General features: G+C 62.9%; 19 protein-coding genes. 13 read left to right on the top strand and 6 right to left on the bottom strand.

Translation table 11 applies throughout. The features are described 5' to 3' along the window. Window positions 1-252 precede the first annotated feature (252 nt). From Pla111_RS12605 to Pla111_RS12635, 7 genes are all read left to right on the top strand, one after another. Complete coding sequence (locus Pla111_RS12605; RefSeq protein WP_146574806.1) at window positions 253-708, top strand: BlaI/MecI/CopY family transcriptional regulator; 456 nt, start codon at window positions 253-255, stop codon at window positions 706-708. Next, on the top strand, window positions 708-5,360 hold the full coding sequence (locus tag Pla111_RS12610; RefSeq protein ID WP_197525005.1) for a M56 family metallopeptidase: 4,653 nt from the start codon (window positions 708-710) through the stop codon (window positions 5,358-5,360). The genes Pla111_RS12605 and Pla111_RS12610 overlap by 1 nt, the downstream gene beginning before the upstream one ends. 203 nt (window positions 5,361-5,563) lie before the next feature. Continuing rightward, window positions 5,564-6,253 carry a PEP-CTERM sorting domain-containing protein gene (locus Pla111_RS12615; RefSeq protein ID WP_146574808.1) on the top strand — a complete coding sequence of 230 codons (690 nt, stop codon included), beginning with the start codon at window positions 5,564-5,566 and terminating at the stop codon, window positions 6,251-6,253. A 404-nt stretch (window positions 6,254-6,657) separates the two neighbouring features. Then, entirely contained in the window at window positions 6,658-7,173 is a 516-nt protein-coding gene (locus tag Pla111_RS12620; protein ID WP_146574809.1) for a helix-turn-helix domain-containing protein, read from the top strand. Window positions 7,174-7,330: 157 nt separating this feature from the next. Beyond that, window positions 7,331-9,058: a glutamine--tRNA ligase/YqeY domain fusion protein gene (locus tag Pla111_RS12625; RefSeq protein WP_146574810.1), complete on the top strand. Its 1,728-nt coding sequence runs from the start codon at window positions 7,331-7,333 to the stop codon at window positions 9,056-9,058. A gap of 224 nt (window positions 9,059-9,282) precedes the next feature. Continuing rightward, window positions 9,283-11,601 carry a DUF1592 domain-containing protein gene (locus Pla111_RS12630; protein WP_231931003.1) on the top strand — a complete coding sequence of 773 codons (2,319 nt, stop codon included), beginning with the start codon at window positions 9,283-9,285 and terminating at the stop codon, window positions 11,599-11,601. Window positions 11,602-11,723: 122 nt separating this feature from the next. After that, window positions 11,724-13,070 (top strand): DUF1552 domain-containing protein, encoded by a 1,347-nt coding sequence (locus Pla111_RS12635; RefSeq protein ID WP_197525007.1) that lies wholly within the window; start codon window positions 11,724-11,726, stop codon window positions 13,068-13,070. 27 nt (window positions 13,071-13,097) lie between these two features. On the opposite strand, the gene Pla111_RS12640 is transcribed toward Pla111_RS12635, so the two are convergent. Together Pla111_RS12640 and trpD are read right to left on the bottom strand one after the other, a co-directional pair. Then, on the bottom strand, window positions 13,098-13,313 hold the full coding sequence (locus Pla111_RS12640; RefSeq protein ID WP_146574812.1) for a hypothetical protein: 216 nt from the start codon (window positions 13,311-13,313) through the stop codon (window positions 13,098-13,100). Window positions 13,314-13,475: 162 nt separating this feature from the next. Continuing rightward, window positions 13,476-14,510 (bottom strand): anthranilate phosphoribosyltransferase, encoded by a 1,035-nt coding sequence (trpD, locus tag Pla111_RS12645; protein WP_146574813.1) that lies wholly within the window; start codon window positions 14,508-14,510, stop codon window positions 13,476-13,478. 158 nt (window positions 14,511-14,668) lie between these two features. On the opposite strand from trpD, the gene Pla111_RS12650 reads away from it, so the two are divergent. Both Pla111_RS12650 and Pla111_RS12655 read left to right on the top strand, forming a co-directional pair. Further along, window positions 14,669-15,598 (top strand): nucleoside hydrolase, encoded by a 930-nt coding sequence (locus Pla111_RS12650; RefSeq protein WP_146574814.1) that lies wholly within the window; start codon window positions 14,669-14,671, stop codon window positions 15,596-15,598. 149 nt (window positions 15,599-15,747) lie between these two features. Next, the gene (locus Pla111_RS12655; RefSeq protein WP_231931005.1) at window positions 15,748-17,937 is read left to right on the top strand and encodes an aspartyl protease family protein; all 2,190 of its coding nucleotides are present in this window, start codon (window positions 15,748-15,750) and stop codon (window positions 17,935-17,937) included. Between the two features lie 25 nt (window positions 17,938-17,962). Here the strand turns inward: Pla111_RS12655 and Pla111_RS12660 are convergent, their stop codons facing one another. Together Pla111_RS12660 and accD are read right to left on the bottom strand one after the other, a co-directional pair. Continuing rightward, window positions 17,963-18,892: an ion transporter gene (locus Pla111_RS12660; protein WP_146574816.1), complete on the bottom strand. Its 930-nt coding sequence runs from the start codon at window positions 18,890-18,892 to the stop codon at window positions 17,963-17,965. Window positions 18,893-19,039: 147 nt separating this feature from the next. After that, entirely contained in the window at window positions 19,040-20,014 is a 975-nt protein-coding gene (accD, locus tag Pla111_RS12665) for an acetyl-CoA carboxylase, carboxyltransferase subunit beta (RefSeq protein WP_315851489.1), read from the bottom strand. Window positions 20,015-20,208: 194 nt separating this feature from the next. Between accD and Pla111_RS12670 the strand changes: the two genes are divergently transcribed. The 4 genes from Pla111_RS12670 (at window position 20,209) to Pla111_RS12685 (ending at window position 23,777) form a co-directional block, all read left to right on the top strand. Continuing rightward, window positions 20,209-21,198, top strand: coding sequence for a hypothetical protein (locus Pla111_RS12670; protein ID WP_146574817.1), 990 nt, complete (start codon window positions 20,209-20,211; stop codon window positions 21,196-21,198). Window positions 21,199-21,459: 261 nt separating this feature from the next. Continuing rightward, window positions 21,460-22,032, top strand: coding sequence for a GNAT family N-acetyltransferase (locus tag Pla111_RS12675; protein WP_146574818.1), 573 nt, complete (start codon window positions 21,460-21,462; stop codon window positions 22,030-22,032). A gap of 81 nt (window positions 22,033-22,113) precedes the next feature. Beyond that, window positions 22,114-23,103, top strand: coding sequence for a polysaccharide deacetylase family protein (locus Pla111_RS12680; RefSeq protein WP_197525008.1), 990 nt, complete (start codon window positions 22,114-22,116; stop codon window positions 23,101-23,103). A gap of 44 nt (window positions 23,104-23,147) precedes the next feature. Continuing rightward, on the top strand, window positions 23,148-23,777 hold the full coding sequence (locus Pla111_RS12685) for a DinB family protein (protein ID WP_231931008.1): 630 nt from the start codon (window positions 23,148-23,150) through the stop codon (window positions 23,775-23,777). A gap of 192 nt (window positions 23,778-23,969) precedes the next feature. Here the strand turns inward: Pla111_RS12685 and Pla111_RS12690 are convergent, their stop codons facing one another. Together Pla111_RS12690 and Pla111_RS12695 are read right to left on the bottom strand one after the other, a co-directional pair. Further along, window positions 23,970-25,760, bottom strand: a complete 1,791-nt coding sequence (locus Pla111_RS12690) for a Gfo/Idh/MocA family protein (RefSeq protein WP_146574821.1) — start codon at window positions 25,758-25,760, stop codon at window positions 23,970-23,972. Between the two features lie 143 nt (window positions 25,761-25,903). Then, window positions 25,904-26,944, bottom strand: coding sequence for a DoxX family protein (locus tag Pla111_RS12695; protein ID WP_146574822.1), 1,041 nt, complete (start codon window positions 26,942-26,944; stop codon window positions 25,904-25,906). Window positions 26,945-26,977 lie beyond the last annotated feature (33 nt).

Raw genomic sequence — 26,977 nt, forward strand, 5'->3', positions numbered from 1 at the left:
GGTTGCTGGTCACAGCATAATCGCAACAAAAACAAGCCGCTAACCGTGCGGTAGTTCATGCGGCACAAGATCCCAGGGCGTTGCAGCAGCTGCTCCGCAGGCGACCCCGCCAAGTAGCCTCGGACCCGCACCAGGCCGCGGCGTTGCGGGCCCAGAGAATAATATTGTTGACAAATACTGCCCGACCAGTACGATTGCGGCCGTACCTACTGGTCGGCCCGTAAATACCCTCTCCCCCGAGGTCCCCCACGCGTGAACGACCCTCAACCTACCGAGCGCGAGCTCGATGCCCTGAAGGTGCTCTGGCAGGCGCAGCAAGCGGGCTCCGACGGTGCCACCGTCCGCCAGATCGCCCAGGCGATCGACTCGGCCGACGATCGGCGTGCCTACACAACTGTCCTGAGCCTTCTACAAGTCATGGAGCACAAGGGGCTCGTGGACCATGTTCGGCAAGGCAAGGCGTACGTCTATCGGCCGCTGATCGAGCGCGCGAAGACTTTTCGTCAGCTCGCGGGCGGGTTTCTCGATCGGGTGTTCGATGGTGCCGTGGGCGAGTACCTGGTTCATGCCCTAGGCGACCGTCGCCTCTCTGCGGCGGAACTCGACGAGCTCGAGGCGATGATCACCCGGGCACGCGACAAGCAAAAAACCGGCAAAGCGGCCCCCCGCGGCAGCAAGCGTTCCGATCGCCCGAAAGGAGGAGCATGATGTCCTTGCTAAAAGTTTGGGAGCAGGAGCTAAGCGCAGTCGTGACGGCCCTCGCCGATTTCCATCTGGGGGCGCTGTTCCTGCTAACGGTCTCTTTGCTGCTCGGCGGGTTGCTACGCCAGCCTGCACGGCGGTTGACGCTCGCTTGGGCGACCATTGCCAGCCTCGGGCTGCTGGCTTTTCTGGCGGCGCTGCCCGGCTGGTCGCTGTGGGCCCTGACCGCGGCCCCCCCCGCCGCCGTGATCGCATCCCCAGCGGCACTGCCCGCCTTGCCCGCCACGGTCAACCTCGAGGCACCCCTCTCCGCTCCGAACTCAGTTCGGCTCCCGGCCACGGCAGACCCCGCGACGTGGGAAGCGCCGCCCTTAGCATCGAGCATCACGCCGCCGGCACCGCCGATCAACTGGCCCGCACTCCTCGTAACCGCCGGTGCCGCACTCCTGACGACGGGCACGGCAGTGGTCTTGGCCTGGCTTGGCTTAGGATGGCGGGCCGGCAGCCGCCTAGTTCAGCAGGCCTCTCCGGCACCGGAACGTTGCCAGCTGCTGGTCGCGGGGCTCAGCGGGGCGAGCCCCGCGCCGCGGCTGCTGGTGAGCGATCGGCTTGCCGCCCCCGTGGCGATCGGCCTACGACTTCCGACGATCTTGCTGCCCCGCACCGTTGCCCTTCACGCTAGCGACGACGATCTGCTGACGCTGCTCGAACACGAGCTCGCACACGTTCGGCACGGCGACCTGTGGCTGCTCGCCGGACTGCGGGCGCTGCTGCCCCTTTTATGGATGCACCCGCTGTACTGGTTGCTCCGACGCCGCGTACGGCTGGATCAAGAGGCACTCGCCGACGCTGCCGCCGCAGACCTCAGCAGCCGCGAAGCGTACGCCGAACGACTGGTTAATTGGGCGCGCGAGCTTGCCGGCCAGCCACAGGCCCCCCGCCTGGCGGGGGCCGCCGGGCTGTGGGAGGGCCCCTCGCAGTTGCGCCGCCGGTTGGTGGTGCTCCTCGATCACCGTCTGACCGTCATCCGGAAGACCACGCGCCGCTGGCGCGCGGCGTGCGGCCTGGCGTTCGGTTCGATTGCGTTGGTGGCGTCACTGGTTACGCTCAGCCCGGCCGAGATCAAAATCGCGCCCCCCGAACAGGCATTGCCGCAGAGTGTCGAAACGTTCACGGTGCGGCTGGTCGATGCCGCGGGTCAGCCGATCGCCGATGCCCGCGTCACGCCCTGGGCGCTCCGTTCCTCGCAAGGACATGGCTGGTGGCGCAAGGACGAAGACGATCCGGCTTCCCTCGGTCCCGTAGCGGTCACGACGGACGCCGCTGGGGAAGCGACGATCGCTTATCCGCACTTCCGGGATTCGGACGAAGGGGTCCGTACGATCTCCGTTACGGTCCGTGTGGATCACCCCGACTACGTACAGGTTGGCGATCGGCATATCGACGTGCCAACAGAAGCTTCTCCGCAGGTGATCCGCCTCAGCGAAGGAGCCAGCGTGGCGGTCAGCGCGCTGATCGATGGCCAGCCGGCCGACGCCGCTGAATTGCACATCGTCGCCTCCGATGGCCGTATGCTGAGCGAGGGAACGCAGCCGCAGCGCGAGGAAAACACCCTCTCGCTTCCGCCGATGGCGGCGGGTCCACAGGTGCTGCGTGTGGTGCGAATCGTGGACGGCCGCGCGACGCACTTCAGCCCGCTCGTGGAGCTTGATCTGCACGAAGGGCAGTCGATCGCTCAGACCGTGAGCCTCGTCCCGGCGGCGACAATCCACGGCCTACTGGGCGAGGAAGCGCCCCGGCCGATCATCGATGGCCGGGTCAATGCCGTTACGCTCGCTCCCAGCCGCGATGGCCCCGATTGCATGTGGTTTACCTGGGCCGAAGTCGACGCCGCGGGCGCGTTCACGATCGAAGACTGGCCGGCCGACGCGGCGATCCAGCTCATCGCCCTCTGCCAGGGATACAAGGCGACCAACGGCACGGCGCCGCCGGAAGAAACCCAGGTCCGCGACAAGGATCCGTATGAGCGGCCCCACGTCTTCCGGCCCGAGCAGTTCGGAACGCCGCTCGTGTTGCCGATGGAGCCCCTCGTGCGCTGCGACGTGCAGACGGTAGATCTCGATGGCCAGCCGGTCACCGGCGTCAAGGTGGTCGCGTGCCCCAATGTGCAGTGGTGGAACAGCGGCTCACAGATCTACTGCGACCCTCTCGTACGCGCTGATCGCGCGCTCGTGGCGGGAGACTATGAAGCAACGATCGATCGCAACCATGCCCCCGAGTTTTGGCAGGAGGTTGACGACCAAGGGCGTGCGACGCTCTATCTGCCCGTGGGACGTGAGCGGCTGGTAGTTGTTAGCGAGGAATTTGAGCTGCCCGTCTACCTCGGCAGCCGCGATGTGGAAGTGATCCTCGAAGCAGGCCAGCCGATTAGCCAACGGCTCTTCCTCCAGCCGCGAGGTGCCGAGCAACTGGGCGATTGGGACAAGCTGGCCGGCGTGGTGTTCGGCTGCACCACGCGCGAAGGGCAGCGTCTGTGCGCTCTACCGGGCGTCAAGCAGAAGGTGCTGGAGTTCCGCGCCCGATTGGCCGCCGCCGACAACCCGCGCGACCCGGCAATCCTCACCGAGGCGTACGAGCTGATCGCCGAGGCGTTCGCCGACGCCGGCGACGCCGAAGAAGCCGCCAAATGGTGCCGCAAGGCGGCGGCGGAAGCGGCGAAGGTGGAAGACGCCGGGGCCGCTTCCTGGCCTGTGCCGACGAGTGGCGTTACAGCGGTTGCTGAATTCGTTGCGTCGAGCGACATTCAGCCGACGGAGATCAATAAAGCCCCAGAGCAGGGTCCCGGCCCCGGTGTCCTGCGCATCGAGTGCGTCGACGAGGCTGGCCAGCCAATCGTCGGCGCGCGGCTCGAATGTCGGCAACTGTTCGCCACGAGTCCGGGGCAAGTCGACAGCCGACTGCTGGCCGAAGGGCAAAGCGACGCTGCGGGGGTCTGCCTGTTTAAGGGCCTGCCGATCGATCCAGCTCGGAGCGGCGAATCAGGATGGTCGATCCTGCGTGTCCGCGCTGAAGCGCCAGGCTACGCGACGGGGCTCATCGACGACGGCCGTCTCATGGCCTCCAGCGTCTTTGAGCACGGGGGCACCGGTCAAATTGTGATGCGACCCGCGGCCACGCTGACAGTGCGAGTTGTCGATCACGAGGGCCGCCCCGTTGTGGGGGCGACGGTGCTTAGCTCCAGCGACGCTTTTAGGGCTGATGATCCCACGCTAGTGACCGATGAAAATGGCGTGCGGGTCATCGAGAATCTGGCGCCGGGGGATGACCTGGGACTCCATCAGCAGGCGGTTGAGGGCATCGAACAGTTCACCCAAGCCTGGTTTGAAGCCACCCGAGGCGTGCAGAGACTGGCGCCGGCGCGGAGTCTCATCGTACGGCACCCGGATTATGCTGTGGCGTCGGCACGGATTGAAAGGGTTCCGTGCGAGCAGACGATCGTCGTTCATCCGCGCACGTCGATCTCAGGCCGCGTGCTCGGCGTCGATGGCGAGCCACGCGCTGGTTACTACATCGAAGCACAGTGCCAACGACTCTTGCCGCGTGCCTCGTTGGGAGCAGATGCGTTCGGCATGTCTCGGCTCGGATACGAGACGACGACGACCGACGACTCGGGCCGCTACGCCTTCGATAGCTTGCCACAGGGGGAGTACCTGATTCGCGCGAGAAAATCGCCATCGCTTGACGTCGAGGTGTCCGACGAACTGTTGCCCGAAGGAAAATTGGTGCGGGCGGAGGACTCCTCCGGAATCACAGCGCCCGACTTGATCGCAACCACAGGCCGATTGCTGCGCGTTCAGTTGATCGATGACCTGACCGGTGAGCCGGTGCGTCCCGGCAGGCCGATGATTGCCCAATTGCACAACTACCCTGAGCCCGCAGGTGATGACTTCAGTGGATACGGTTTCGACCGAGTTCCTCTGGCGGCGGACGGCACGTTCACCTGCCGAGGGCCGCAGGAAGCTTTCTGGCTCGATCTTGTCGTTATTGAAGAGCCCGCCGAGCAGGGTCGCTCTAACTTTTACCGTGACATTAAACCTCGCCGCGCGGTGCTCGTCGGCAAAGAGCCCTCCACCGAGCCAATCACCTATCGTGTCATCAACGATGGCGGAGAGCGAGAAGCGCTGGATGCAGAACTTGGCAAGCGGAAGGAAGCGGGAGACACCGACGAGGCCCTTTTCCTGTACGCGACCATGCTCTCAGTGCGCCCGGATGATGAGCAGCTGCTGTGGGGCCGCGCCCGTTTGCTGGCGAAGCTCGACCGCGACGCCAAGGCGGCGCAAGACTACGAGCGACTGCTCGCCCAGGCGTCGCACTACGAGTATGCCCATATTGCGGAAGTGGCCTGGATCTACGTGGCGGCCAAAGACCCCGCGGCGCGCAACCCGCAGCGGGCGCTGGAGCTGTGCGAGCGGGCGATCGCCCTCCGCAAGCCGGGTGTCAGCCTGCTGGACACTTATGCGATGGCACTCGCCGCTACAGGCAACCCACAAAAGGCGGTCGAGGTGCAGCGCGGCGTGGTCGAGAACTGCCAGCCCGAATCATTGGAAAAGTACCGAAACCGTCTGGCGAGGTACGAAGCGATGCTCGCCAGCGAGTAGCCAATCCGGCTCAACAGCTACTACGCCTAGACGAGTTCCGCCGCCCGTTGGGCCGCTTCCGCTCCGGGCCCTGCTCAGCCTACGGCTTCGCAGGCCCCTCCGCTCCAGCTGCCCAACGGACTACCATCTAATCATCCCGATTCTCTCATAGCGACTGGCACATAGATCGGGGGAAGACCAGCTCTGGCACTGGTGGTCGTTTCTTGACCGAAGACGCACTGACCGCCTTTATTAGCGGCGTCAACATTGATGGTTCAAAGCCGGTCAAAATCACTTTCGACCTGTACGCAAATCCGTCCAGCAGCGGATCGACCGAATACTCGTTCGTCGGTATCGGTTCGGGCAATCTGCCTTTCCAGCATTACCTGCGTGGCTCGGAAATTGGTAACGAAGAGACCGATGGCGTGTTCGCTGGCGGACTCACTGACTCCGACACCGCTGCTGATGGCGATTACGTTGTCCTTGAAGGCAACGGTGCCATCGGCTCGCCCGTTGATCTGTTCAACGCCGACGCCGCGCTTTATACGCAGCTTGCACAGTCGTTTTCCGACGTGCTGCCCCCGCTAACTCCCGGCCCCAGCGGCGAGACGACCCCCGGCCGCGTGCTGCAGCACCGTTGGGTTGAAGTGGGATTGCTGGTCATCGGCGACCGCGTGATTTACTCGCTCAACGGCACCACCGTGGCCGACGTTATCGCCTCGGGCCCGATCACCGGTTTGGTTGGCTTGGGCATCGGCGACCCGTTCCCCAGCAGCAACCAGGGGATGCGGATTCCGCCGACCCCGAACACGGAAATCATCATCGACAACGTGATGATTGAGTTGGTTCCTGAACCGGCTTCGCTGGGCTTGCTCGCCGTTGGCGCTCTGGCCGGCGTTCGTCGCCGCCGTTGAAACTCGGTGATACTTTCCGCTACGACCGACGGCCGGGGGGCACGCCCCCTCGGCCGTTTTTTTATGGTGTCGTCATTTAACGCGAGCCGCCGGCGGAGGCGGGGAGCGGCGCAATTCCCTGCGACGCTCCTCCGCCCGACGCGTCGCTCGCTCCTGAGCACGCCCATTTCCGCACGGTCGGCCGAGCCGCCTGCCACAGCGTCGGCCACCGAGGACACCAAAGGGGGGCGAAGCGATAGCCCCGGCATCCGCCTGGCAAACCTCCTCAGATCTGCCCGGCGTAGCCCGCTTCGCCCCCGTGGATTATTATCGTGTGGCAGTGGTAGCACCCGCTATCGACAGCAAGTCGACAGGCGTGTGCTATTTGTGGGAAACCTTTCGACCTGACCACGACAGAAACTCTGATGCCGCTCGACTCAAGCTCGCAAGCCAGCCTTGCCGAGAGTTACGTTCTGATCGTTTCCGCCGATGGCACCTGTGTGCTGCACCCGCGCGTGCCTGAGTATGTCGGTCAAAAGCCGTGGGAGTGGTGCACGTCTGAAGACAGCGAGGCGTGCCGCGAGGCGTTTGTCCAGGCGTGCATGTTTCGGAAGGAGTCTCAATTCATAACGCATATGCGTTACGACGGGCGCATCTTCAAGCTGTCGATGCATCTGTACCCGCTCGGCGAAGGGGGGCAGGTGCTGTGCTCCTACCATCGCGTGTTCGAGGGGGAACTGACGCGCCGCGAGCGGCACGTGCTGGCGCTGATCGCCGGCGGGGCCGACGCCAAGCAGACGGCCGACGCGTTGGGGATCAGCCCCTCGACGGTTCGCGACTACATCGCCGGCATCAAGCGCAAGCTGCATGTGGTGACGCAAGAGGGGTTCACTCTGGCAGCCCATCATTTTGGCCTCTCGCGGACGCCCGAAGAGGTGTAGCGTGGCCACCGCCCAGCCGGGCAACCCCTAAAACTCACTCGACCAGTCCCAGCGCGGGGGGCCGGGCCCTAACAGCGGGACTCACCAGGCCGCTGCCAGCTTGGTAGATTAGGCGAAACCGCCTTCCCACCCCCCCTTTATTGCCGCCTGCCACGCGATGTCTACGGAAGAGACCCCCACCGCTTCGCGTCATTTTATTCAGCAGCAGATCGACGCCGACCTGGCTGCCGGCAGGGTGAAGCACGTGCACACGCGGTTCCCTCCCGAGCCCAATGGGTACCTGCACATCGGTCATGCGAAGAGCATCTGCCTGAACTTCGGTTTGGCGAAAGAATACGCCGGCCCCGAGGGCCCGCGCTTCAACCTGCGTTTCGACGACACGAACCCTGCCCGGGAAGAGCAGGAGTACGTCGATGCCATCATGGACGATGTCCGCTGGTTGGGAGCCGATTGGGAGAGCCGCCTGTATCACGCCAGCGATTACTTCGAGACCCACTACGGCTGGGCGGTGGAACTCATCAAGGCAGGCCATGCCTACGTTTGCGATCAAACCGCCGAACAAGTGCGCGAGACACGCGGCACGCTGACCGAAGCAGGCACCCCAAGCCCCTATCGGGGCCGCTCGGTTGAAGAGAATTTGGACCTTTTCAAGCGGATGAGGGGGGGCGAGTTCGCCGATGGAGCGAAGACGCTCCGCGCAAAGATCGACATGAGCGCGGCAAACGTCAACCTGCGTGATCCGGTCATGTACCGCATCAAGCATACCTCACACCAGCGAACCGGCGACGCGTGGTGCCTGTACCCGGCCTACGACTGGGCTCACGGCCAGGGAGACGCCATGGAAGGCATCACCCACTCGATCTGCACGCTCGAGTTCGAGAATCATCGGCCTCTGTACGATTGGTATCTCGACCGCCTGCAGGCACTCAAGCTGTTGCCGGGCGAACGCCCGCGGCAGATCGAGTTTGCGCGGCTCAACCTGACCTACACGGTCATGAGCAAACGCAAGTTGCTGCAACTAGTGCAAGAGAAGCACGTTGCGGGATGGGACGACCCCCGGATGCCGACCCTGCGCGGGTTGCGCCGCCGCGGTTACACGGCCGAATCAATCCGCGCCTTCTGCGAACGGATCGGGGTCACCAAGCAGAACAGCACGATCGATATGCTGTGGCTTGAAGACGCGGTCCGCGATCACTTGAACGAAACGGCCCCCCGAAGGATGGCGGTATTGCGCCCACTCAAGTTGGTGCTGACGGGCTACGCCGATGGCTCCGCGCTGCCCCCGAGCGATTCGGTCAAGGTCTGCAAGCTGGACAATCACCCGCAGCATCCTGAGCTGGGCTCACGTAGCGTGCCGCTGACCCGGGAGTTGTGGATCGAACAGGACGACTTCATGGAAGACGCCCCCAAACAGTTCTTCCGGCTCAAGCCGGGTGGTGCGGTTCGGCTACGCGGGGCGGGTATGGCGATCTGCCAGGAAGTCATCAAAGACGCCACCGGTGAGGTCGTGGAGCTACGCTGCGTTTTCGACCCGGACACCACGGCGTTGGTAGAAGGCAAAAAGGTTAAAGGCACCATCCACTGGGTGCCCGTCGAAGGGTCTGTCGAAGCCGAAGTGAGGCTCTACGATCACCTTTTTGGCGTGGAAGAACCCGATCGCGCGCCCGAAGGTGAGACCTTCCTCCATAACCTTAATAAGCACTCGCTGGAACGACTCACCGCCAAGCTCGAGCCGGACCTCGCCACGGCGTGTGCCGGGGAGAGCTATCAGTTTGAGCGGATCGGCTATTTCTTTGTCGATCCGATCGACTCCCGGGCTGGCGCGCCGTGCTTCAACCGAACGGTCACCCTCCGAGATACCTGGGGCAAGGTTGCTGACAAGTAAAGCGCGCGGCAGGGCGTGGGCCAAAGACACCCCACTCGTGGGGGGCAATTTAGTTTGACCCTCTGCGTTCTTGCCCCTAGCCTAGATTTACGGAATGGCTGGCGATTGCGGCTGGCACAGGCTTTTCCCCAAGGGGCAGCTCGTTGATGAGGCAGCACGGCACTCAGAATCGACGAGCGTTTTGGGCGGCAGCCGTCGTTTTTTTGATTCTGCCTACCGAGTCCTTGGCATCCGACCGGGACCGCGGTGCCCAGATCTTTCAGCAAAGCTGCGTCGAATGCCACGGCGAGTTGGGGCAGGGGACCGACTACTACAGCATTCCGCTGCGGGGCGATTTGCCACCCTCCGAGTTGGCACGAATCATTTCCGCCACGATGCCCGAGGGGGATCCTCAAGCGTGCTCCGGCGAAGACGCGGAGGCCGTAGCGCGCTACCTTTACGACGCCTTCTACTCGCCCTTTGCGCAAGCACGCAATCGGCCGCCGCGACGCGAGCTATCGAGGCTCACCGTGAGCCAACTCGAACAATCAATCGCCGATCTCGTCGGCAGCTTCCGTTGGCAAGGTCAGTGGGGCGATCAGCGGGGGCTGACGGTTAAGTTCACCAAACGGGTTAACACGGGCGTGGTCGATCAACCCGTCGATCTTGTCCTACCCAAGGTTGATTTCTTTTTGTCGGACCTGAAGTCGCTGGACCAGTCGTATCTCGATCCAACGGCCAAAGGCAAAGAAGAGTTCGGCAACGACCGGATCGATGTACACGTGCACGTAGACGGCTCGGTTTACGCGCCCGAGACCGGCGAGTACGAGTTTTTTGTCCGAACCGCGGGAGGGGTCGAGCTGTGGATCAACTCGGAGCCAATCATCGCGGAACGAGTTCGCTCGGACGAGCAAACCGAGTTGCGTGCGCGGACGAAGCTCCTGGGAGGACGCGCCTATCCGATCGCGCTGAGCACTGCGCGGATCGCTCAGGACGACCCCGAGCTCACCCTGGGTTGGCGACGTCCCGACGGGGTCGATGAGGCGATACCGACCCGTTTTCTTTCGACGAGTTTCTATCCGCAGATCGAGATCACCGATGTCGCGTTCCCGCCCGACGATCGCAGCGTCGGGTACGTGCGAGGGGCCTCGGTTTCACGCGCCTGGGACGAGGCCGTAACCGCGGCCGCACTCGAGACAACTGAATCGGTTATCGACAAGCTCGATCAATTAGCAGGCCTCAAGCCCGAAGAGGCGGAGCTCGATCAGGCCCGAGCGAACATCGCGGCGCAAGATTTCTGCTTGCAGATGGCGGAACAGGCTTTTCGCCGCAAGCTTACTGACGACGAACGATGGCGCTTCGTTGAGCGGTACTTCCAGAGCGCGGCAGCCGGATTGCTTGCCGCCCAAGAAGGCCCCCCGGCCGACGTCGAGAGCGATTCACCAAGCACGGCATGGGCGACGGAGCGTGCGCTGCTGGCGATCTTAAAGAGCCCGCGGTTCCTCTATCCCGAGATCGGATACGCCCTTGATGCATCGCAGACGGACGCGCGCGTCGCGGGGCGATTGGCGCTAGCCTTGTGGGATTCGCTGCCCGACAAGCCTCTCCAAGAAGCCGCTAAACGCAACGGCCTAAGCGATACCGAAGCGGCCCGCAGGCAGGCCGAAAGAATGCTCAGCGATCCGCGTACTCGCGCTAAGGTGCTTGACTTCTTCAGCCAATGGCTGCGGCTAGACGATGTGGCCCAGCTCTCACGCGACCCCGAGGCGTTTCCCGACTTCAACGATCGCGTGGCGGCCGACATGCGAAGCTCACTAGAGCTGTTCCTCGAAGACGTTGTTTGGAAGGGAGACAGCGACTTGCGGCGGCTGTTTCTGAGCGATCGACTGTACGTGAACGTCCGCCTAGCAGAATTCTTAGGAATCGAAGGGATCGATCCCGCACAGCAGCAAGATCCCGAAGCGTTTATCGAAGCCCCCGCCGAGACCGATCTTCGTTCGGGCGTCGTCTCGCATCCGTTTATGGTGACGTCTCTCTCTTATTATCGAGACACCTCGCCAATCCACCGGGGCGTGTTTCTTGCGCGGCACATTTTGGGTCGCTCGCTGAGGCCTCCGCCCGAGGCGGTCGCGCCGCTGGCCCCCGAGTTGTCGCCCGAGCTGACAACACGCGAGCGGGTGTCGCTGCAGACCAGCCCCCACCAGTGTCAGTCGTGCCATGTACTGATCAACGACCTGGGATTCACGCTCGAACACTTCGATGCGGTGGGGCGCGTTCGCCAAGTGGATCTCGGCAAGCCCGTGGATACATCGGGCGGATATGTTGCAACGGATGGCAGCCGGATCAAGCTACGCGGCAGCCGCGACCTGGCGAAGTACCTCGCGGATTCGCCCGATGTGCATCGTTCGTTCGTTACCCAACTGTTTGAACACCTGACCAAGCAGCCGATGCTCGCCTACGGCCAAGCAACCCAAGACGCCTTGCTGAAAGACTTTCGCGACCACCAGTTTAGTATTCGTCGATTGCTGGTGAGCGCGGCCGTGACCGCCGCCATGGCGGATTAAGTAGAATCCTTTTTTCGCCGCGGTGAGGCGCTATCCGAAACCCACGAAGTGCTGATTCGCCCGATGTCTTTGCCCTTCCGTTTCTGTCCCCAGCGTCGCGTTGCGACAAGGATCGGTTCGCCATGCCGCTCATGACTTCTCCTAGCCGTCGCGAGTTTCTTCGTGTCGCCGGTCTGAGCCCGGCGCTGGCACCTTTGCTGGCGAATCTCTCGGCGTTTGCCACAGCGCCAACCGGCCGTGCCAAGCAACGCTTAGTCATCATCTTCAGCCCGAATGGGATAATCCCCGATAACTTTTGGCCTCCGGCAAGCGCTGCGGGCGAGCCGCTTGAGCTGCCGAAAATTTTGGAACCGTTGGCACCGCATCGCGATCGGACGCTGGTCCTCAAGGGGCTGTGCAACCAGATCAACGGAGACGGCGATGGCCACATGCGTGGCATCGGCTGCCTGCTGACCGGCGTCGAGTTACTGCCCGGCAATGTGCAGGGCGGCTCACACACCCCGGCCGGCTGGTCCAGCGGCAATTCGATCGATCAAGAGATCCGCGAGTTCTTGCAAAAAAGGCCCGAGACCCGTACCCGCTTCGGTTCGCTCGAGTTTGGCGTGTACGTGCCCGACACCGCCGACACCTGGACCCGGATGGTATACGCGGGCCGCAATAAGCCGATCGCTCCGATCGACGACCCGTATCAGATGCTCGGCAAACTCTACGGCGATGCCCGCGACCGAAAGGCCCTTGGTGGAATCCTCGACGCGGTGAGCGAGGACTTCGCCAAGGTGCGGTCGCTCGTGAGTGAGGAAGATCGCCGCCTGCTGGATGAACACGCCAGCATGATCCGCGATATGGAACGGCAGCTCGCCGCCGACGCCGCGTCAGCCGAACTTAACCATATCGTGCCCGAGCTGGAGTCGGGTGTTTCCGAAAAGGACGAAAACATGCCCAAGCTCAGTCGCATGCAGATCGAGCTGATGGTCAACAGCTTCGCTTGTGATTTTGCGCGCGTCGCGACGCTTCAGTACACCCGGTCGGTGGGCCAGGCGCGGATGGCATGGCTCGGCGTCGAAGAACGTCACCACGAGCTCTCGCACCGCCCTGACACCGATCTCGAAGCGGTCGAAAGCCTGACCCGGATCAACCGCTGGTACTGCGAAGAGGTGGCGAGGTTAGCTACCCGCTTAGCCGAGACGCCCGAGCCCGACGGGTCCGGATCGCTACTCGACAATACCCTCATCGTGTGGACGAACGAGCTGGGCAAGGGCAACAGTCACACCCGCGACAACATTCCCTTCGTGCTCGTTGGAGGCACGAGTCAGCAGAGCTGGGGGCTGCGCGGCGGGCGCGCGATCGATTTCGGCAAGACGCCCCACAATCGGCTGCTCATGTGGCTCGCCAACGCTTTTGATCATCCGATCAAGTCGTTTGGCAACGCCGACTTCTGTGGCGAAGGGGCGCTCAGCGGCTTGGTGTAGGGGGAACGCTCTAAGTCGCCCTGCCGCTTACGAACGGCGTGGCACCGGCGCGTACGCGAGCTGCTGCCTGAGCCCCAAGGTCGTGGCCAAATCGGCCTGCATCCTGTCGGCGGCAATCTGCCGCTGCTGACGTTCTTCAACGGTCCAGTGATCGCTGAGCTGCCGACACGCGTAGCGGATCGCCTCCGAGGCGTCGCGTGCAACGCGTTGGGTAGCTCGCAGGGCAAGAGAATTGGTGGGCATAATCGGCTCCGGTGTTGCTTCAAGGGCGAGCCGCTAGGCTCGAAGACGAGGAGCAAGATAAAGGAGGGGGCAAACGCAACGGCTCAATCCGCACCGCCGGTGCGATGACGGGCCACCGCTTCTGCCCTCTCTACGGCAGAGCCACCCTGAGGGTTCGGCAAGTTATGCGGCCGCGTGCGACCGCTCTGCGAGGCGAGCCAGAAGGTCAGCGGCAGCACCGCTGCTGATGGCCTCGCTAGCGCGGCTTGCACCTTCCACGGGAGTTCTAACCACGCCTGCCACGAGCAAAGCGGCCGCGGCGTTCAGCACAACAATATCGCGGGCCGCGCCGTGAGCCCCCTTAAGAACCTTTCGGATCACCGCCGCGCTATGGGCGGGGCTCTCGACTTCAAGGCCGAGGGTCCCGCTGCGCTCGACTCCGAAGTCCTCGGGAGTCCAGACATACTCGTGAACGCCCGCAGCGGTGACATCGCTAACGTGGGTCGGTCCGCTGCTGGTGACGTCGCCCATGCCATCGGCACCGCTCACGATCAGCGCTCGCTGGGAGCCCAGCACACGCATCGCCCCGGCCAGAAGTGGACGCAACTCCGGAAGCCCCGCACCCAGCAGTTGGTACTCGGCACGGGCGGGATTGGCTAACGGTCCGAGCACATTGAAGATCGTTCGCACGCCGAGCTGTTTGCGCACCTCAGCAACGTGCCGCATCGCCGGATGCTGGAGGCGGGCATAGCAGAAGCAGATCCCCAGTTCGTCCAGGCAGGCTTCGACCTGAGCCAGCGAGGCCTCGATGTTGACGCCGAGCTCGGCCAGCACGTCGGCCGATCCGGTCCGACTGGTAACGCTGCGGTTGCCGTGTTTGGCGACATTGGCTCCGGCGGCTGCCGCGACGAGCGCCGCCGTGGTGCTGATGTTGAAGGTTTTTGAGCCCCCGCCTCCTGTTCCGCAGGTGTCCACCAAGCCCACACGACCGGTGCGGATTGGGGTCATATGCTCACGCAGCGACAAAGCGGCTCCTGCCACCTCGTCGGCCGTTTCGCCTTTGTGCGCCAGCGCGGTCAAAAAAAGACCGATCTGAGCCGCAGCTACCTGACCAGACATGATCGCGTCCATCGTGCTGCGCATCTCGGCGAGCGAGAGATCCTCGCCCGCGGCGAGGCGTCCGAGGATCGCGTCGAGCGGCAAGGGAGCGTTAGCCATCGGGCGCTGGGGGCGAAAGGGAGGGGAGCGGCGCGGATCCGCATTGCAGCCGTGGCGGACCTGAAGGATAAAGTACAAGCCCGTCGGACGCCTAGCGTGCCCCCGCTTCTTAGTGGGACGTTAGGTTAACCCAATCCTCGGCCTTCTCACTCGGAACCATGCCGCGCAAGATCATTCTTGATATGGATCCGGGCGTCGACGACGCCGTTGCTCTCTGCCTGGCCCTCGCGGACCCGGGGCTCGAAGTTGTGGCGGTGACCGCTACCGGGGGCAACGTGGGTCCCGAGCAAGCCAGCCGCAACGTGCAGGCAATCATCGAACGGATCGATCCGACAAGGTGGCCCCGGATCGGTGCCGCGGACCCGCTGCAACCGCTGCGCAGCGACGCCCGCGACCTTCACGGCCCCAACGGATTGGCGGGAATCGAGCTGCCGGTCGCCGAAAAAGCCAATCGACACGCCTCGGTCAAGGTGATCGCTGACGAGGTGCGAAACGCCTCGGGCGAAATCACGCTCATTAGCACCGGACCGATGACTAACGTGGCCGCCGTGCTCACCCTTGAGCCCGACATCGCACGTTCCCTGCGGCAGGTGATCGTGCTGGGCGGCTCGGTCAGAGTCGGGGGGAATGCGACCCCGGCGGCCGAGTTTAATGCTTATTGTGACCCCGGTGCGGCACGCGAGGTGTTCCAGGCCGGGGCCTCAATCGTGGTCGTCCCGCTCGATATCAGTGAGCAGATGGTGTTCGGCTACGATCTGCTCGAGTTTGTCCGTGCCCGGACGAGTCGTACCGCGACGTTCTTGGCCGAATTGTTGCCGGGCTTTTATCGGGCTTATCGTGAGCGGTTTGGTATGGAGGGGGTCTGTCTGCACGATATTGCCGCTGTGCTGTTTGCCACCAATCCCGAACTGTTTGCGACGGATCTCATGCACGGCGACGTGGAAACAGCAGGCGAGCTGACGATCGGAGCAACGGTCTTCGACCGCCGGTCCCGTCCCGACGGCAAGCCCAACCTCGAAGTAGCTGTCCGAGTGGATGTCGCGGCGGCCCGCAACATTTTGTTCCGTGTGCTGGAAAACGCCTGCTAAAGGCCAGAACGCCTGCGATAAACACCAATTCGTTGACCCCCCTTACCGTGGCATTTAGCCTGTCTGGTACAGGGATAAGTCTCGCTCAAGTGGGTGAGGCTCCCCCGGTTCGTGCTTCGTCCGTCATCTCTAGGTTAGGCTTGCCCCCTTTGTTCGTCTCTCGGCCTGCTCACCCTATCGTCCGCACCCTGCCGCTCGTTGCCTGCGGCTGGATGCTGTGTTGCTCGTTCTTGACGGCCCAGGTGCCCATCGATGGTTACCTGCCGATGGTGGGAATCGCGCTGACGAACGAGTACGACGATAACTTCAATTTCTTTCCGACCGCCAAGATCGGCACCGGTAGCGCCACGCTGTTGGGGGCTGGCGGCACGCCCCGCTACGACATTGCACTTCTCGATACGGGTGCCGGCTTCTCGCTGCTCACCAGTCAAGCGTTTGACGATTTTGGCCTGGGCGATCCCTCGCCGGGCGAACCGGACGGCTATCAAGGGACCGAGTTCGTCACGATCGGTGGTGCCACGGGGCAACTCGATGCGCCGATCAACGACCCGTTCGGGCTGTACGTTGGCGGCTTACAGAATCGGACGGGGCAGGGTGCCGCTCTGACGATGAACAACGCGGCGTTGCGAGGCCAAACCAATACCGCAACGATCAAGTTCCCCCCCGAATCGCCGCTGCCCAACGTGGTGGGGCTTCCCTTCGCGAGCCAGTACGCCACGAGGATTCGTAACGACCTGCCACAGGTCTTCGAGCTCAACGGCAAGACGATCCGCACACCTTCGATCGATTTCCAGCCGCTGGGTAGCGGCGGCGGAACCATCACGCGCAAGGCACCCTTGAGCCTCAATCCGGGTGCCACCTTTGTGCAGCCGCCGGCTTATCTGCCAAACATCGTTAACTTCGACCTCGATAATCCCCAAGAGGATCCCTCGACCCCGACCCTTTCCTCGGGGGGCCTCTTTCTGAATGTGAACGCCTCCAACTCAGGAACCAGTCTGGGTCAAAAGCAGTTCTTTTTTGACACGGGTGCCAGTGTTACCGTGGTGTCGCAACTCAACGCCCTGTTGCTGGGTTTTGATGTGACGATCGATGAACCCGAATTCTCGATCTCGATTGTTGGCTCGGGCGGACTGGCAGAGAACGTGCCGGGGTTCTTTGTCGATCAAATCACCCTTGTGGCGTTGGGTGGCAGCATCACCGCGACCAACGTGCCGGTGATCGTGCTGGACGTTACCGACCCGTCTGACCCGGGCAACATCGTGGAAGGGATTGTCGGCACCAACCTGCTCGCGCGCCGCAACGTGGTGATTGACCCCAATCCTTCCACCGGAGGTGGCGGTGCCAGCCCCGGCGTCTACATCAGCGATCCGGTAACGACCAATTTCACTTGGGTCTCAGCAAGTTCTGCGGCACCGTGGTCTGCCGGGGGATCTTGGAACGCTGCCGCGACGCCCAACTATCTGAGCGTCACCCGTGTCGAGCACGTCGCGGGCGGCGATCAGCGTGCGGTGGTCACCGGGCAACAACAGGCCAGCGAAATCTTTGCAAAAGGGGGCACCGCGGGCCAGCGAATGACGATCGCGATTGGCGCGGGTGCCAAGCTGACAACCTTCTCCGGCACCACGCTTGAAACCGGTGCTGTGATCGAATTAACCAACGGCGTTCTCGATACGCAGTACCTCGATATCCGTGGCGGGCGTTTGGAGGGCACTGGCCTGGTACGCACGGGAAGCGGGCCGATCGACGGACAAGTCGAGGTGATCGCGGGCATCATCGCACCGGGGGCAGCCGGCGCGGGCGTGCTGACCCTGGAGGGCCGCTACGCGCACGGCGAAAACGCACTGCTCGAAATCGGCCTGGGGGGGGTAACCGCCGGAACCGAATACGATCAACTCTTGATCGACGGATCGGCCGTGCTGCGGGGGGACCTCGCGGTTTCGCTCATCAACGCAGGTGCCGGTCTTTTCGCCCCGAGCATCGGCGATCGTTTCGAGATCTTGACCTACGAACAACGCGGCGGCGTGTTTAGCTCGCTCACTCTTCCCACCGGCTACCTGTGGGATGTCCAGTACACGCCTACCGCACTGGTGCTCGAGGTATCGGGCCTGGCGATCCCCGGCGACTTCAACGCGGATGGCCAAGTCGATATCGCCGACTACACCACCTGGCGTGACGGGCTGGGGAGTGTCTACAGCCAAGCCGACTACCAAATCTGGAAAAACAACTTCGGGATGATGTCGCCGGCAAACGCTAACAGCGTTCCGGAACCCTCCCTAGCGATCCTCCTCTTGATCGGCATTGCGAGCCTTACAGCGATGGGATCTCGCCAGCGGTGCTAAGCAGAGCGTCGATCGACAACAGCAACTAGAGCGAGCTACCGCAGCCCGCGCAGTACTGGGCATCTTCGTCGTGACGACTTCTGCCACAGTCTTCACAAAGGCGCGAGACGGCTCGCTTGTCGGCAGCCCGCTTGTCCGCAGAGTGTGCGCCGCTGATCACCTCCGCCGAAAACAGCCCCGTCGGCACGATGATGATGGCGTAGCCGAACAGCATGATCATGGCCGCCATGAACTTGCCCAGCGGGGTCACCGGCGCAATATCGCCGTACCCAACGGTGGTCATCGTGACGATGGCCCAATAGACGCTGGTTGGGATATCGACAAAGCCGCTGTCTTCTTGGCCCTCGATCAGGTACATGACGGTCCCCATGATCACGATCGAACAGAAGATCACCGTCAGAAAAACGGTGATCTTCGGCCAAGTCTGTTTGAGCGCGGTGAGCAGTGTTGTGGCTTCTTTCAGGTGGCGGGCCATCTTCAGCACCCGAAACACCCGCAACAGCCTCAGCGTGCGGACCGTCGCGAGGGTGTGCGCACCGCTGAAGAAGAGCGCCAAGTAGCTGGGAAGTATCGAGACGACATCGACGATCCCGAAAAAACTCAAGGCATAGCGACTCGGCCGCGCGACGCAGGCCAGGCGGGCCAGATACTCAAGGCTGAAAATCAGCGTGATGCCCCACTCGATCGCCGCCAGCAGCGAACCGTAGCGGGGCTGAATCGACGCGACACTCTCGAGCATCACCGCGACAATGCTCAGCATGATGAACACGAGCAGCGCAACGTCGAACCACTTGCCGGCCGACGTCTCTGACTCGAAAATGACCTCGTACCACCGCCGTTGCCAGCCAGTGTTGCCCGGCTCTAAACGGTTCAGAGGCGGACCTTCGCCCGCGGGCAACTTGCTTGCCAACAGGACCTCGGCGTGTTCTGGCGCTCGATTTTTCACATCGCTCATGCCGCGGAGTCTATCGCGGTGCGACCGACCGGCCAACGCCGGCATCCGACCGGGGTGTGCAAACCGCAATCAGCAAGAAAGTACGCCTGCGGGATCGATCGCCCGATCGATTCACCAGGAACAAGCCGGCAAGGCGAAGATCCGGCCTTACTTGCCGCAATAGTCGATCGTCCGAGCGATCTCGCTTTTCAGGTCGGCACGCCGGACGATGCGGTCGATGTAGCCATGCTCCAGCAGAAACTCGCTGGTCTGAAAACCATCGGGCAGTTCCGTGCGGAGCGTCGCCTTGATCGTCCGCGGGCCGGCGAAGCCGATCAGCGCCTTCGGCTCGGCAAAGACGAGGTCGCCCAGCGAGGCGAAGCTGGCGGCGACGCCGCCCATGGTCGGGTTGGTCAGGACCGAGATAAAGAGGCCCCCCGCGGCGTCGTAACGGGCGAGGGCCGCGGAAACCTTCGCCATCTGCATCAGCGACAGGATGCCTTCGTGCATGCGGGCACCGCCGCCCGAACCGCTGACGATGATCACCGCCAGGTTCTGTTCCGTAGCCCGTTCGATCATGCGTGTCAGGCGTTCGCCGACGACGGACCCCATCGAGCCCATGATGAACGCTGAATCGGTAACCGCAAAAGCCACGCGGCGACCGCGAATCATCCCGCAGCCTGTTAAAGCCGCGTCTTTCAAGCCCGTGCGCTTCTGCTCCGCGATAACCCGTTCGGCGTAGGGCTTCTTGTCGGAAAAGGCCAGCGGGTCAGCCGGCATCAGATCGGGGTCCCACTCCTCAAAGGTCCCTTCGTCCAGCACAAACCGGACGCGGTCGCGGGCGCTGAGGTACATATGCCGGCCGCAGACCGGACACACGTTCATGAGGCGCTCGACTTCCTTGCGGAAAAGCGTCTCACCACAGTCCTCACAGCGCATCCACAACCCGCTGGGCACACCGCGCTTTTCCGCCGTAGGGTGCTGCGGACCGCGCGAAGCGGGCAGGTCGCCGGCGGGTTTGGCATCGAGCGCACCGGGACGCCCCGCGCCCTGGTCGGCGGCTTCGGACGGGGTCGTGCTGGTGGGGGGATCGCCAACGGACATAGCAGACACGCTAGCCAGCGTGTGAGTGGCGGTCTTCATGACGCGGATGGGGGGGTGGCAAAAGTCTAGGCAACTTCGCAGCTTTAAGCGACACCTGCCTGAGGCGTGCCCGCCGAAGTAGCGTAAGCTCTCTTTGCTGCCGCTTATCTTAACCATGTGGCACCAACGCCACCATGCCTTCAAGCAAGGCTCCCCTGAGGCTCTGCCCCCCCTTCTGACGCCCCTCAGCCGCCATGACCACGGGCTCGTCACTGTGGATCGCCGTACCGCCAGGATTCGAGCTGGGCGAAACGGTCTGCTCCTACGGGTATTTCTTGCTGGCACCGAACTATTGGCGGCCCGAAATACACGCTCTGGAACGGCGGATGTCGGGGGGGGAGATCGGCAGAACGATGCCTTCGCCCGCAGCAACCGGCAGTGTGGGCTTGGTGGTTACTCAGCCCGGCGGTGTCGGGGCTCGGCTAGTGATCCGCTGCGATCGGCCGCTGATCGGCCCTGAGCGAGCGGGCGTGAAGGGCTCGCTGAGCCGCATGCTGCGGATCGATCAGGACCTCTCCGCATGGCACCGGCTGAGCCCCGCTGCACGACGCCGGCGTTTCGGACGACTGTTCCGCTCGCCTACCCTGTTCGAAGACATGGTCAAGACCATCACCAGCTGCAATGTCGCTTGGCCGAGCACGGTGAAGATGAATCGATTGCTTGTCGAACGGGTTGGCAGGGGCGTGTTCCCCTCGGCGAAGTGCTTAGCGTCCTTGACGCCCGAACGGCTCCGAGAGCTTTGCCGTGTTGGCTACCGCGCTAAACGTATCGTATCGCTCGCCCGAATGTTCACCAGCGGCGAGCTGGATCCTGCCTGGTTCGAGGCACCACAACGCACCACCGAAGAACTCGCCGCAGAGGTGCGGCGAATCGATGGTTTCGGTCCCTACTCGACTGCCAATGTGCTCCAACTGCTAGGTCACTACGATCGGCTACCCATCGACACCGAGACCGTCCGACTTTTCTGCAAAACGACCGGCTCGAGGCGACCGGCTCGCGATCAAGATCTCTATCCCGCTATCGAGGCTCATTACGAGCGGTACGGGCTGTGGCGATTCCTGGCCTACTGGTTCGACGTGTGGCGTGATTATGAATCGCTCCAAGGTCGCGCGACGACTTGGGACGCTGCGGTGGTCGCCACCCGGTTTACGGCCTCGAAGCTGCAATCGGAACCGGCGGGCTAAAGCGCTCCTGCTGAAGTTGGGGCCTTAAATCATCGTCCCCGGGAACCCTGCGTCCGCCGGACACGTCCTAGCAATCAGTTGGGTTTTGACGGACAAACCAATTCCCCGTAGTTTCCCGAAAGGGCGTGCTCAGTTCGAGCCCGACACAGGGCGTGACCGCGGCGTAATGTTACTTGGTGGGCAGGCCAGAGGATCGGTGCTCCCCACCCAGGCATTCTCGATCTGGTCTCGCTGCAGGAGTGTTCCTTCGTGTCGATCACTATGAATCCGACAGTTATTGCCACCGAATTGCCTAGGGTTTCGCATGCCGACGCGCTGGCGATCGGCACGCTGCTGGACACGATCTGGCCACACGATGACCGTGGCCCGGAGGATCGGGCTCGCAAACTGATCGACATCGGCAACCGCTACGAGGGCCCTGCCCAGCGACAGCCGTTGTCACTGGTGGTCTGGGACGACAGCCTTGTCGTTGCCCACGCGCTGGTCTTTGAGCGGGTGATTACGCTCGGACCAAAGCCGCTGTCCGCGCTCGCCTTGGCGGGTGTCGCGACACACCCCGATTGTCGCGGGCGTGGGCTGGGCGAAGTGGTGGTTCAAGCGGCGTTCGACCGGGTCGATCAAGGCTTGTTCCCTCTATCGCTTTTCCAGACCAGTCTTGCCGTCGAGAATTTCTATACGCGTTTGGGCGCGAAACGGGTGGAGAACCCCGTGGTCAATTCGCACAATGCCGACGACCCCAACACCAATCCGTTCTGGGATGATATCGTGATGCGGTATCCGGCCGGCGGCGCATGGTCTGACGAAACGATCGACCTGTGTGGGCCAGGTTATTAGACCAATCGCTGGCTAGTCTTTCCCCCACCAACCCCGTCATCCCTGAACCGTGTGGCGAACGAGAATCGAGTGGTGGAAGAAATGCCTCGCCCCTCGAGCCCATCACATCACCACCGAGCCGCCCCAAGACGACTACAAAGAGCAGGACGGCAAAAAGGCCTCGCCCGCGGGCTAGAAAATTGGTCGTTCCTGCTGCTCTCGCTTTCCGCGCTAAGATTTGCTTGGGGGGTCGGCACCGACGGTGAGCCCCGCTGGCTGCTGGGCGAAGGGCTCTTCGGCGTCGGCAATCAAGCGGCACTCGGGGCCGTGCTGGCCGCGTGCGGAATCATGGTAGCCCTGTTCGGCGGACTCTCCCGAGCCCTGCGGGCGTTGCCCAAGCTTCTGCTAGTCGCGACGTTGCACCTGTTGCTGCTAGCCGTCTTCCCCACGGACTGGCTGCTCGCCCGGTTCGAATCCGATGAGGTGCTCTTCCGCGTCTCGACGAATCTGCCCCGCTATGCGCTAACGATCGACGACGGCCTCGATCCGGTTGCGACGCCGCTGATCCTCGACACCCTCGCCGAGCATGACGCCCGGGCGACGTTCTTTGTGCTGGGCGAGTCACTTGCCGACCAAACTCGGTTGGTCCGGCGCATTCGTGCCGAGGGCCACGAACTTGCCAACCATCAGATGACGGATACCGCTACAGTTGCTCTAACGCCCGCGGCTCTCGAAAGGCAGATCCGCCAAGCTCACGCCGCGCTGGGAGCAACGGGGCGTAGCGACTGGTTCCGACCCGGCGGTGGCATTGTCACCGAGCGCTGCAAGACCGTGTGCAAGTCACTCGGGCTACGGATCGCCTTGGGATCGGTCTTCCCGTTCGACTCGCACCAAACGTCTGTCCGATTTTCTGCCGCGTTTCTAGCCTCGCGAATCAAGCCGGGGGCGATCGTAATTCTGCACGATGGAGCAGGCCGTGGGGAACGAACAGCGCTCGTGCTGGATCGCGTGCTCGATCAGCTCAACCAACGCGGGCTGCAAGCGGTAACGTTAACTGAGCTCGCTGCGGGAAGCACCAAAGAATCGCCGTGAATGAACGGTATGATCCCTCGAGGCCCGCCGTTTAGCCAAGCCCTTTGGCACTCGCTGACAACGGAGCGGTTGCGGTAGGCTGTTTTCTGCAAACGCACTCGGTGCGCTTCCGCGACACCGAGGCAAAGCAGGACAAAGTTGCCGTCGATCCCTTCGCGCCCAGTCTCTCAATCCGACAGCCGCCGATGAACACCGAGCTATTAACCTTGTACCGATTCACGCTCGCAATGGCCGAATCGCTGATGATTGATATCTCAGAAGAAGAGATGGCTCACCAGCCAGCGCCAGGAGTGAATCCGCCGGCCTGGATCATTGGGCACTTGGCGGTCGTGAACGAGATGGCCCTAGCGCTGATGGGCCATGAGAAACGGCTGCCCGCGGCATGGACGATTGAATTTGGCCCCGGCAGCCAGCCGCTACCACAACAGATGGAAGCCTATCCTCCGCGCGCTGAATTGCTGACAGCGCTGCGCGAAACGCATGCGGCTGTTTGCCTAGCGGTTCAGGACAAGGACCTCGGCGCGATGAGTGCTGCTAACCCGATCACCCCGCTGGCCAAGTCCCTGCCAACGCAAGGAGACCTGCTGGCGCACATCTTGACGACGCATCCGGCAAGCCACTTGGGGCACCTCTCCAACTGGCGCCGACAGAGGGGCCGGGCACCGCTGTTTTAGCAACAAATCGCGGTTAACGACGGATCGCTAGCCGCGCTGGGTGGACCGCCCCCCGCAAACGAGGGGCGGCCCCGCTGCTACTTCCGTATTTTGCGCGGCTCGCGCGGGTTTCACCGACGTCTGGCGCGGTCCGCGATCTGGTATCACGGTCGTTACCGCGAGGAAGGCCCGACGGCTATCGGGAGCGCGCTCTTATGCCTTTACGGCCGATGCTTTGACCGGTGTCCGGCCCGCGGGCACGGCATCGCTCTCCGGATCGAACCACGCCGGATCGAACTCGATGCGCCGATTCTCAGCGATGGCCACATTGGTCGTGAGCGCAATCACGGCATCCGCCAGCGCAACCTTGGGATGGCAGTGAAGCGTCTCCGCCGGTGCCTTATCGCGGATGCAGACGGCCCAGTGCTCGATCTCTTCGGTGTAGCCACGGCTGACCGCTTGCGTAACGGCTTGCGCAGCGGGCGAGTAGCCGCCGCCGGTCTCGTACGAATCAACGAGGCCGTTCTTGGCATCGACCTTCACCTTGGTATCGACCTTCGAACCGGCGTAGAGCATGACATCTTGCTCACGCTCCAGGATCAGGGTTCCCTTCGTGCCGAGGACCACTTCTCCGTACCCCCCGAACCCGTTGCCATTGATCGACGAGTAGCTGACCACCACCTTCTTGTTGGGGTCGGCGAGCTTCCCCTGTTTGGGATTGTTGTCCTCAAAGTATCCCTTGCCGGGGTACTCGTAGGAGGCGTAGACGTGGTCGTCTGCATCACGGTCGTGCGGGAAAATGTGCCGCCCGCCAACCGCAACCACGCTGAGCGGATTGACCTTTTGCTTTTCGCCAAACTGCGAGCTGATAAAGATGCCCGAGGCGTCCAGTTGATGGCTCCCCAATTCGGCCATCAAGCCGCCACCGGTGCGGTTCCAGATTCGCCAGCGGATCAGCTCTTCCATTGCGCTGCGCTCGTATCCGCCATCGAGAGTGCCCGCTTCGTAACCGTATTCGGTCGCATCGACCGAGATATCCTCAAGCTGAGCACGCTTCTGGGCGATCTTCAGGTCCCATTCTTCTTTCTTGGCAGCCGAGGTCGTCGGCTTGTCACGCTCGCGTTGCCAGGCGGCCAGCTCACGCACCAAACGGTGCTCATCACGCCACGCTCGGAGCCCGGCGTCGCCTCCGGCGCGCTTCGCGGCGCTCTCGGCTTTGGAGATCTCGGCGGGGCCGAGCATCTCGGTCGGAAGCGGCGGCTGCCAGCTATCGTTGCCCGGCAAGTTGCCCCGATGCCACTGTGCACGAATATGGTGGATGTCGCCAATCAATCCCCGGCGGATCGTGTCGACTGCATTGTCGTAGAGCACGCTGTAGTGCCGCTGATGGCCGGTCGCTAGTAGCAAGCCCGTTTCTTTGGCCACGCGGGCCATCTCTTTGCACTGGGCGACGTCCCAAGCCATGAGCTTCTCGGTCAGCACGTGCTTGCCGGCACGCATCGCACGGACGGCGGCTTCGTGGTGCAACCACAGGGGCAACGCGATGATGACCGCCTCGATGTCGTCGCGCTCGAGCAGATCGTTGTAGTCGGTGTAGACATCAATTTCTTTCTCCGCCGCGGTGCGATCGGCGTAGTCGTAAACGCTGCACAGCCCCGGGCGGGCCGCTAGCGAAGACGGGCTGTAGGTGTCTCCGTAGAAGGCGCGGTGAACGCTATAAGGCCGGATGTCGGCGATCGCTTTGACCTCGATCACCTTAGGATTGAGGGCACCGATGAGCACGTTGCCCTCGTCTCCCGTGCCGATCACGCCAACACGAAGCCGGTCATCGAGCTTGTTGCCGTATCCCCAGTAGGCGGCCCCGAAGCCCGCGGCCCCGACCGCCGAGGCGAGCGTCACTTGCTCCAGGAAGTCACGCCGATCGGGATTGGTCTGGATCAGGTCGCCCGCGACTCGGCGGAAGTTGTCCTGACCGATCTTCTTCTGCTCGTCGGTGAGATTCATGCTGACTCCTTTTGAGTCCCTGGTTTGGAAAGTGCCCGAGCAAGCGAGAGGCCGGGCCAAGCGGAAGATCGCCCGAGGTTGAGGGCGTCTCGAAAGATGATTAGGTAAAGCGGTTAAATCGATGCACTCAGAAAAGCAATTCGCTAGTTGACCGGGGCTGGCAACCGACCGCACGCGCGATCGTAAATTCCGTCGAGCCCGGCCCAACGGCCCGCGCCGACAACCGCAAGAATCACCAGCGCGATCACCTCGACCAATTGATAAAAAAAGTACGTGGTGTCGGCTGCCGGGTCCCACGGCGGCTGGGTTGCCATGACCGAAAGCAGGAAGCCGGCTGCCATCAGGGCTCCAAAGGGGGTTAGCAGTCCAAAAAACAGCAGCACGCCCGCGCCGAGCACAACCCACGTAACGGTAAAGTCGATCCACTCCAGGGGACTACGCTCCGCAAGCGCTGAACGAACCCGCGTGGGGCTGGGCCCCGCGTTGTCGCTGGCGATCGCCGCAACCACGTCATCAAGATAGCCGGTCTCGGCTTTGTTGAGCTCACGTGCCCAGGTCTGGACAGCCTTGTTGATTTGCGCCTCTTTCTTGTCGATCTGTTCGCTAAGATACGGAGCGGAGGGACCTTCCCGCTGCTCGGCCTTCATTTGTGAAAGCCGCCAAGCTTCGTGTTGGTTCTCAGCAATCGCTTCGGACTCGGTGAAAAAGTAGTAAGCCAGATTCGAGAGGTGTTCCTCCGCGATCTCGGCAGAGCGCTTAACCGCCTCCTCTGAAACTCCAGGAACCCGGGCCAACCGCTCCCGATTGGATTGCCAACCATCGCGAACCGCATCCAGCAGCGGGGCGTAGGGGGCCTCGGGGGCGTAATCCGTTGGTAGAGGCTGGTTCTTCTTTAAGGCTGCGCCAGCCCGTTTGGCGTAGTCGGCCTGCCACCGCGATAGCTCTTCGCTATCGGCGAACTCGGCGGGCTGGCTGAGCAACTTGTTCGCCCCGTAGGGGCCGGGATTCATCGCCTTAAAGAGGGGGGCCAGCGGTCCGACCGCCCCGCTGAGGAAGCCTGCCGACGAAAATCCGGGGTCGAGCTTCTTCACCCCCTCGTTGAAGAAGTGCCAACCTGTCGCAAGACGCAACGCGACCAACAAGCAGATAACCGGCAAGGTGTACGTAGACGCCGATGAGTGCATAAGAAAAATGTCGTGGTGGCTGGGGGAACTTCC

The sequence above is a fragment of the Botrimarina hoheduenensis genome (assembly GCF_007859815.1).
GTDB lineage: Bacteria > Planctomycetota > Planctomycetia > Pirellulales > Lacipirellulaceae > Botrimarina > Botrimarina hoheduenensis.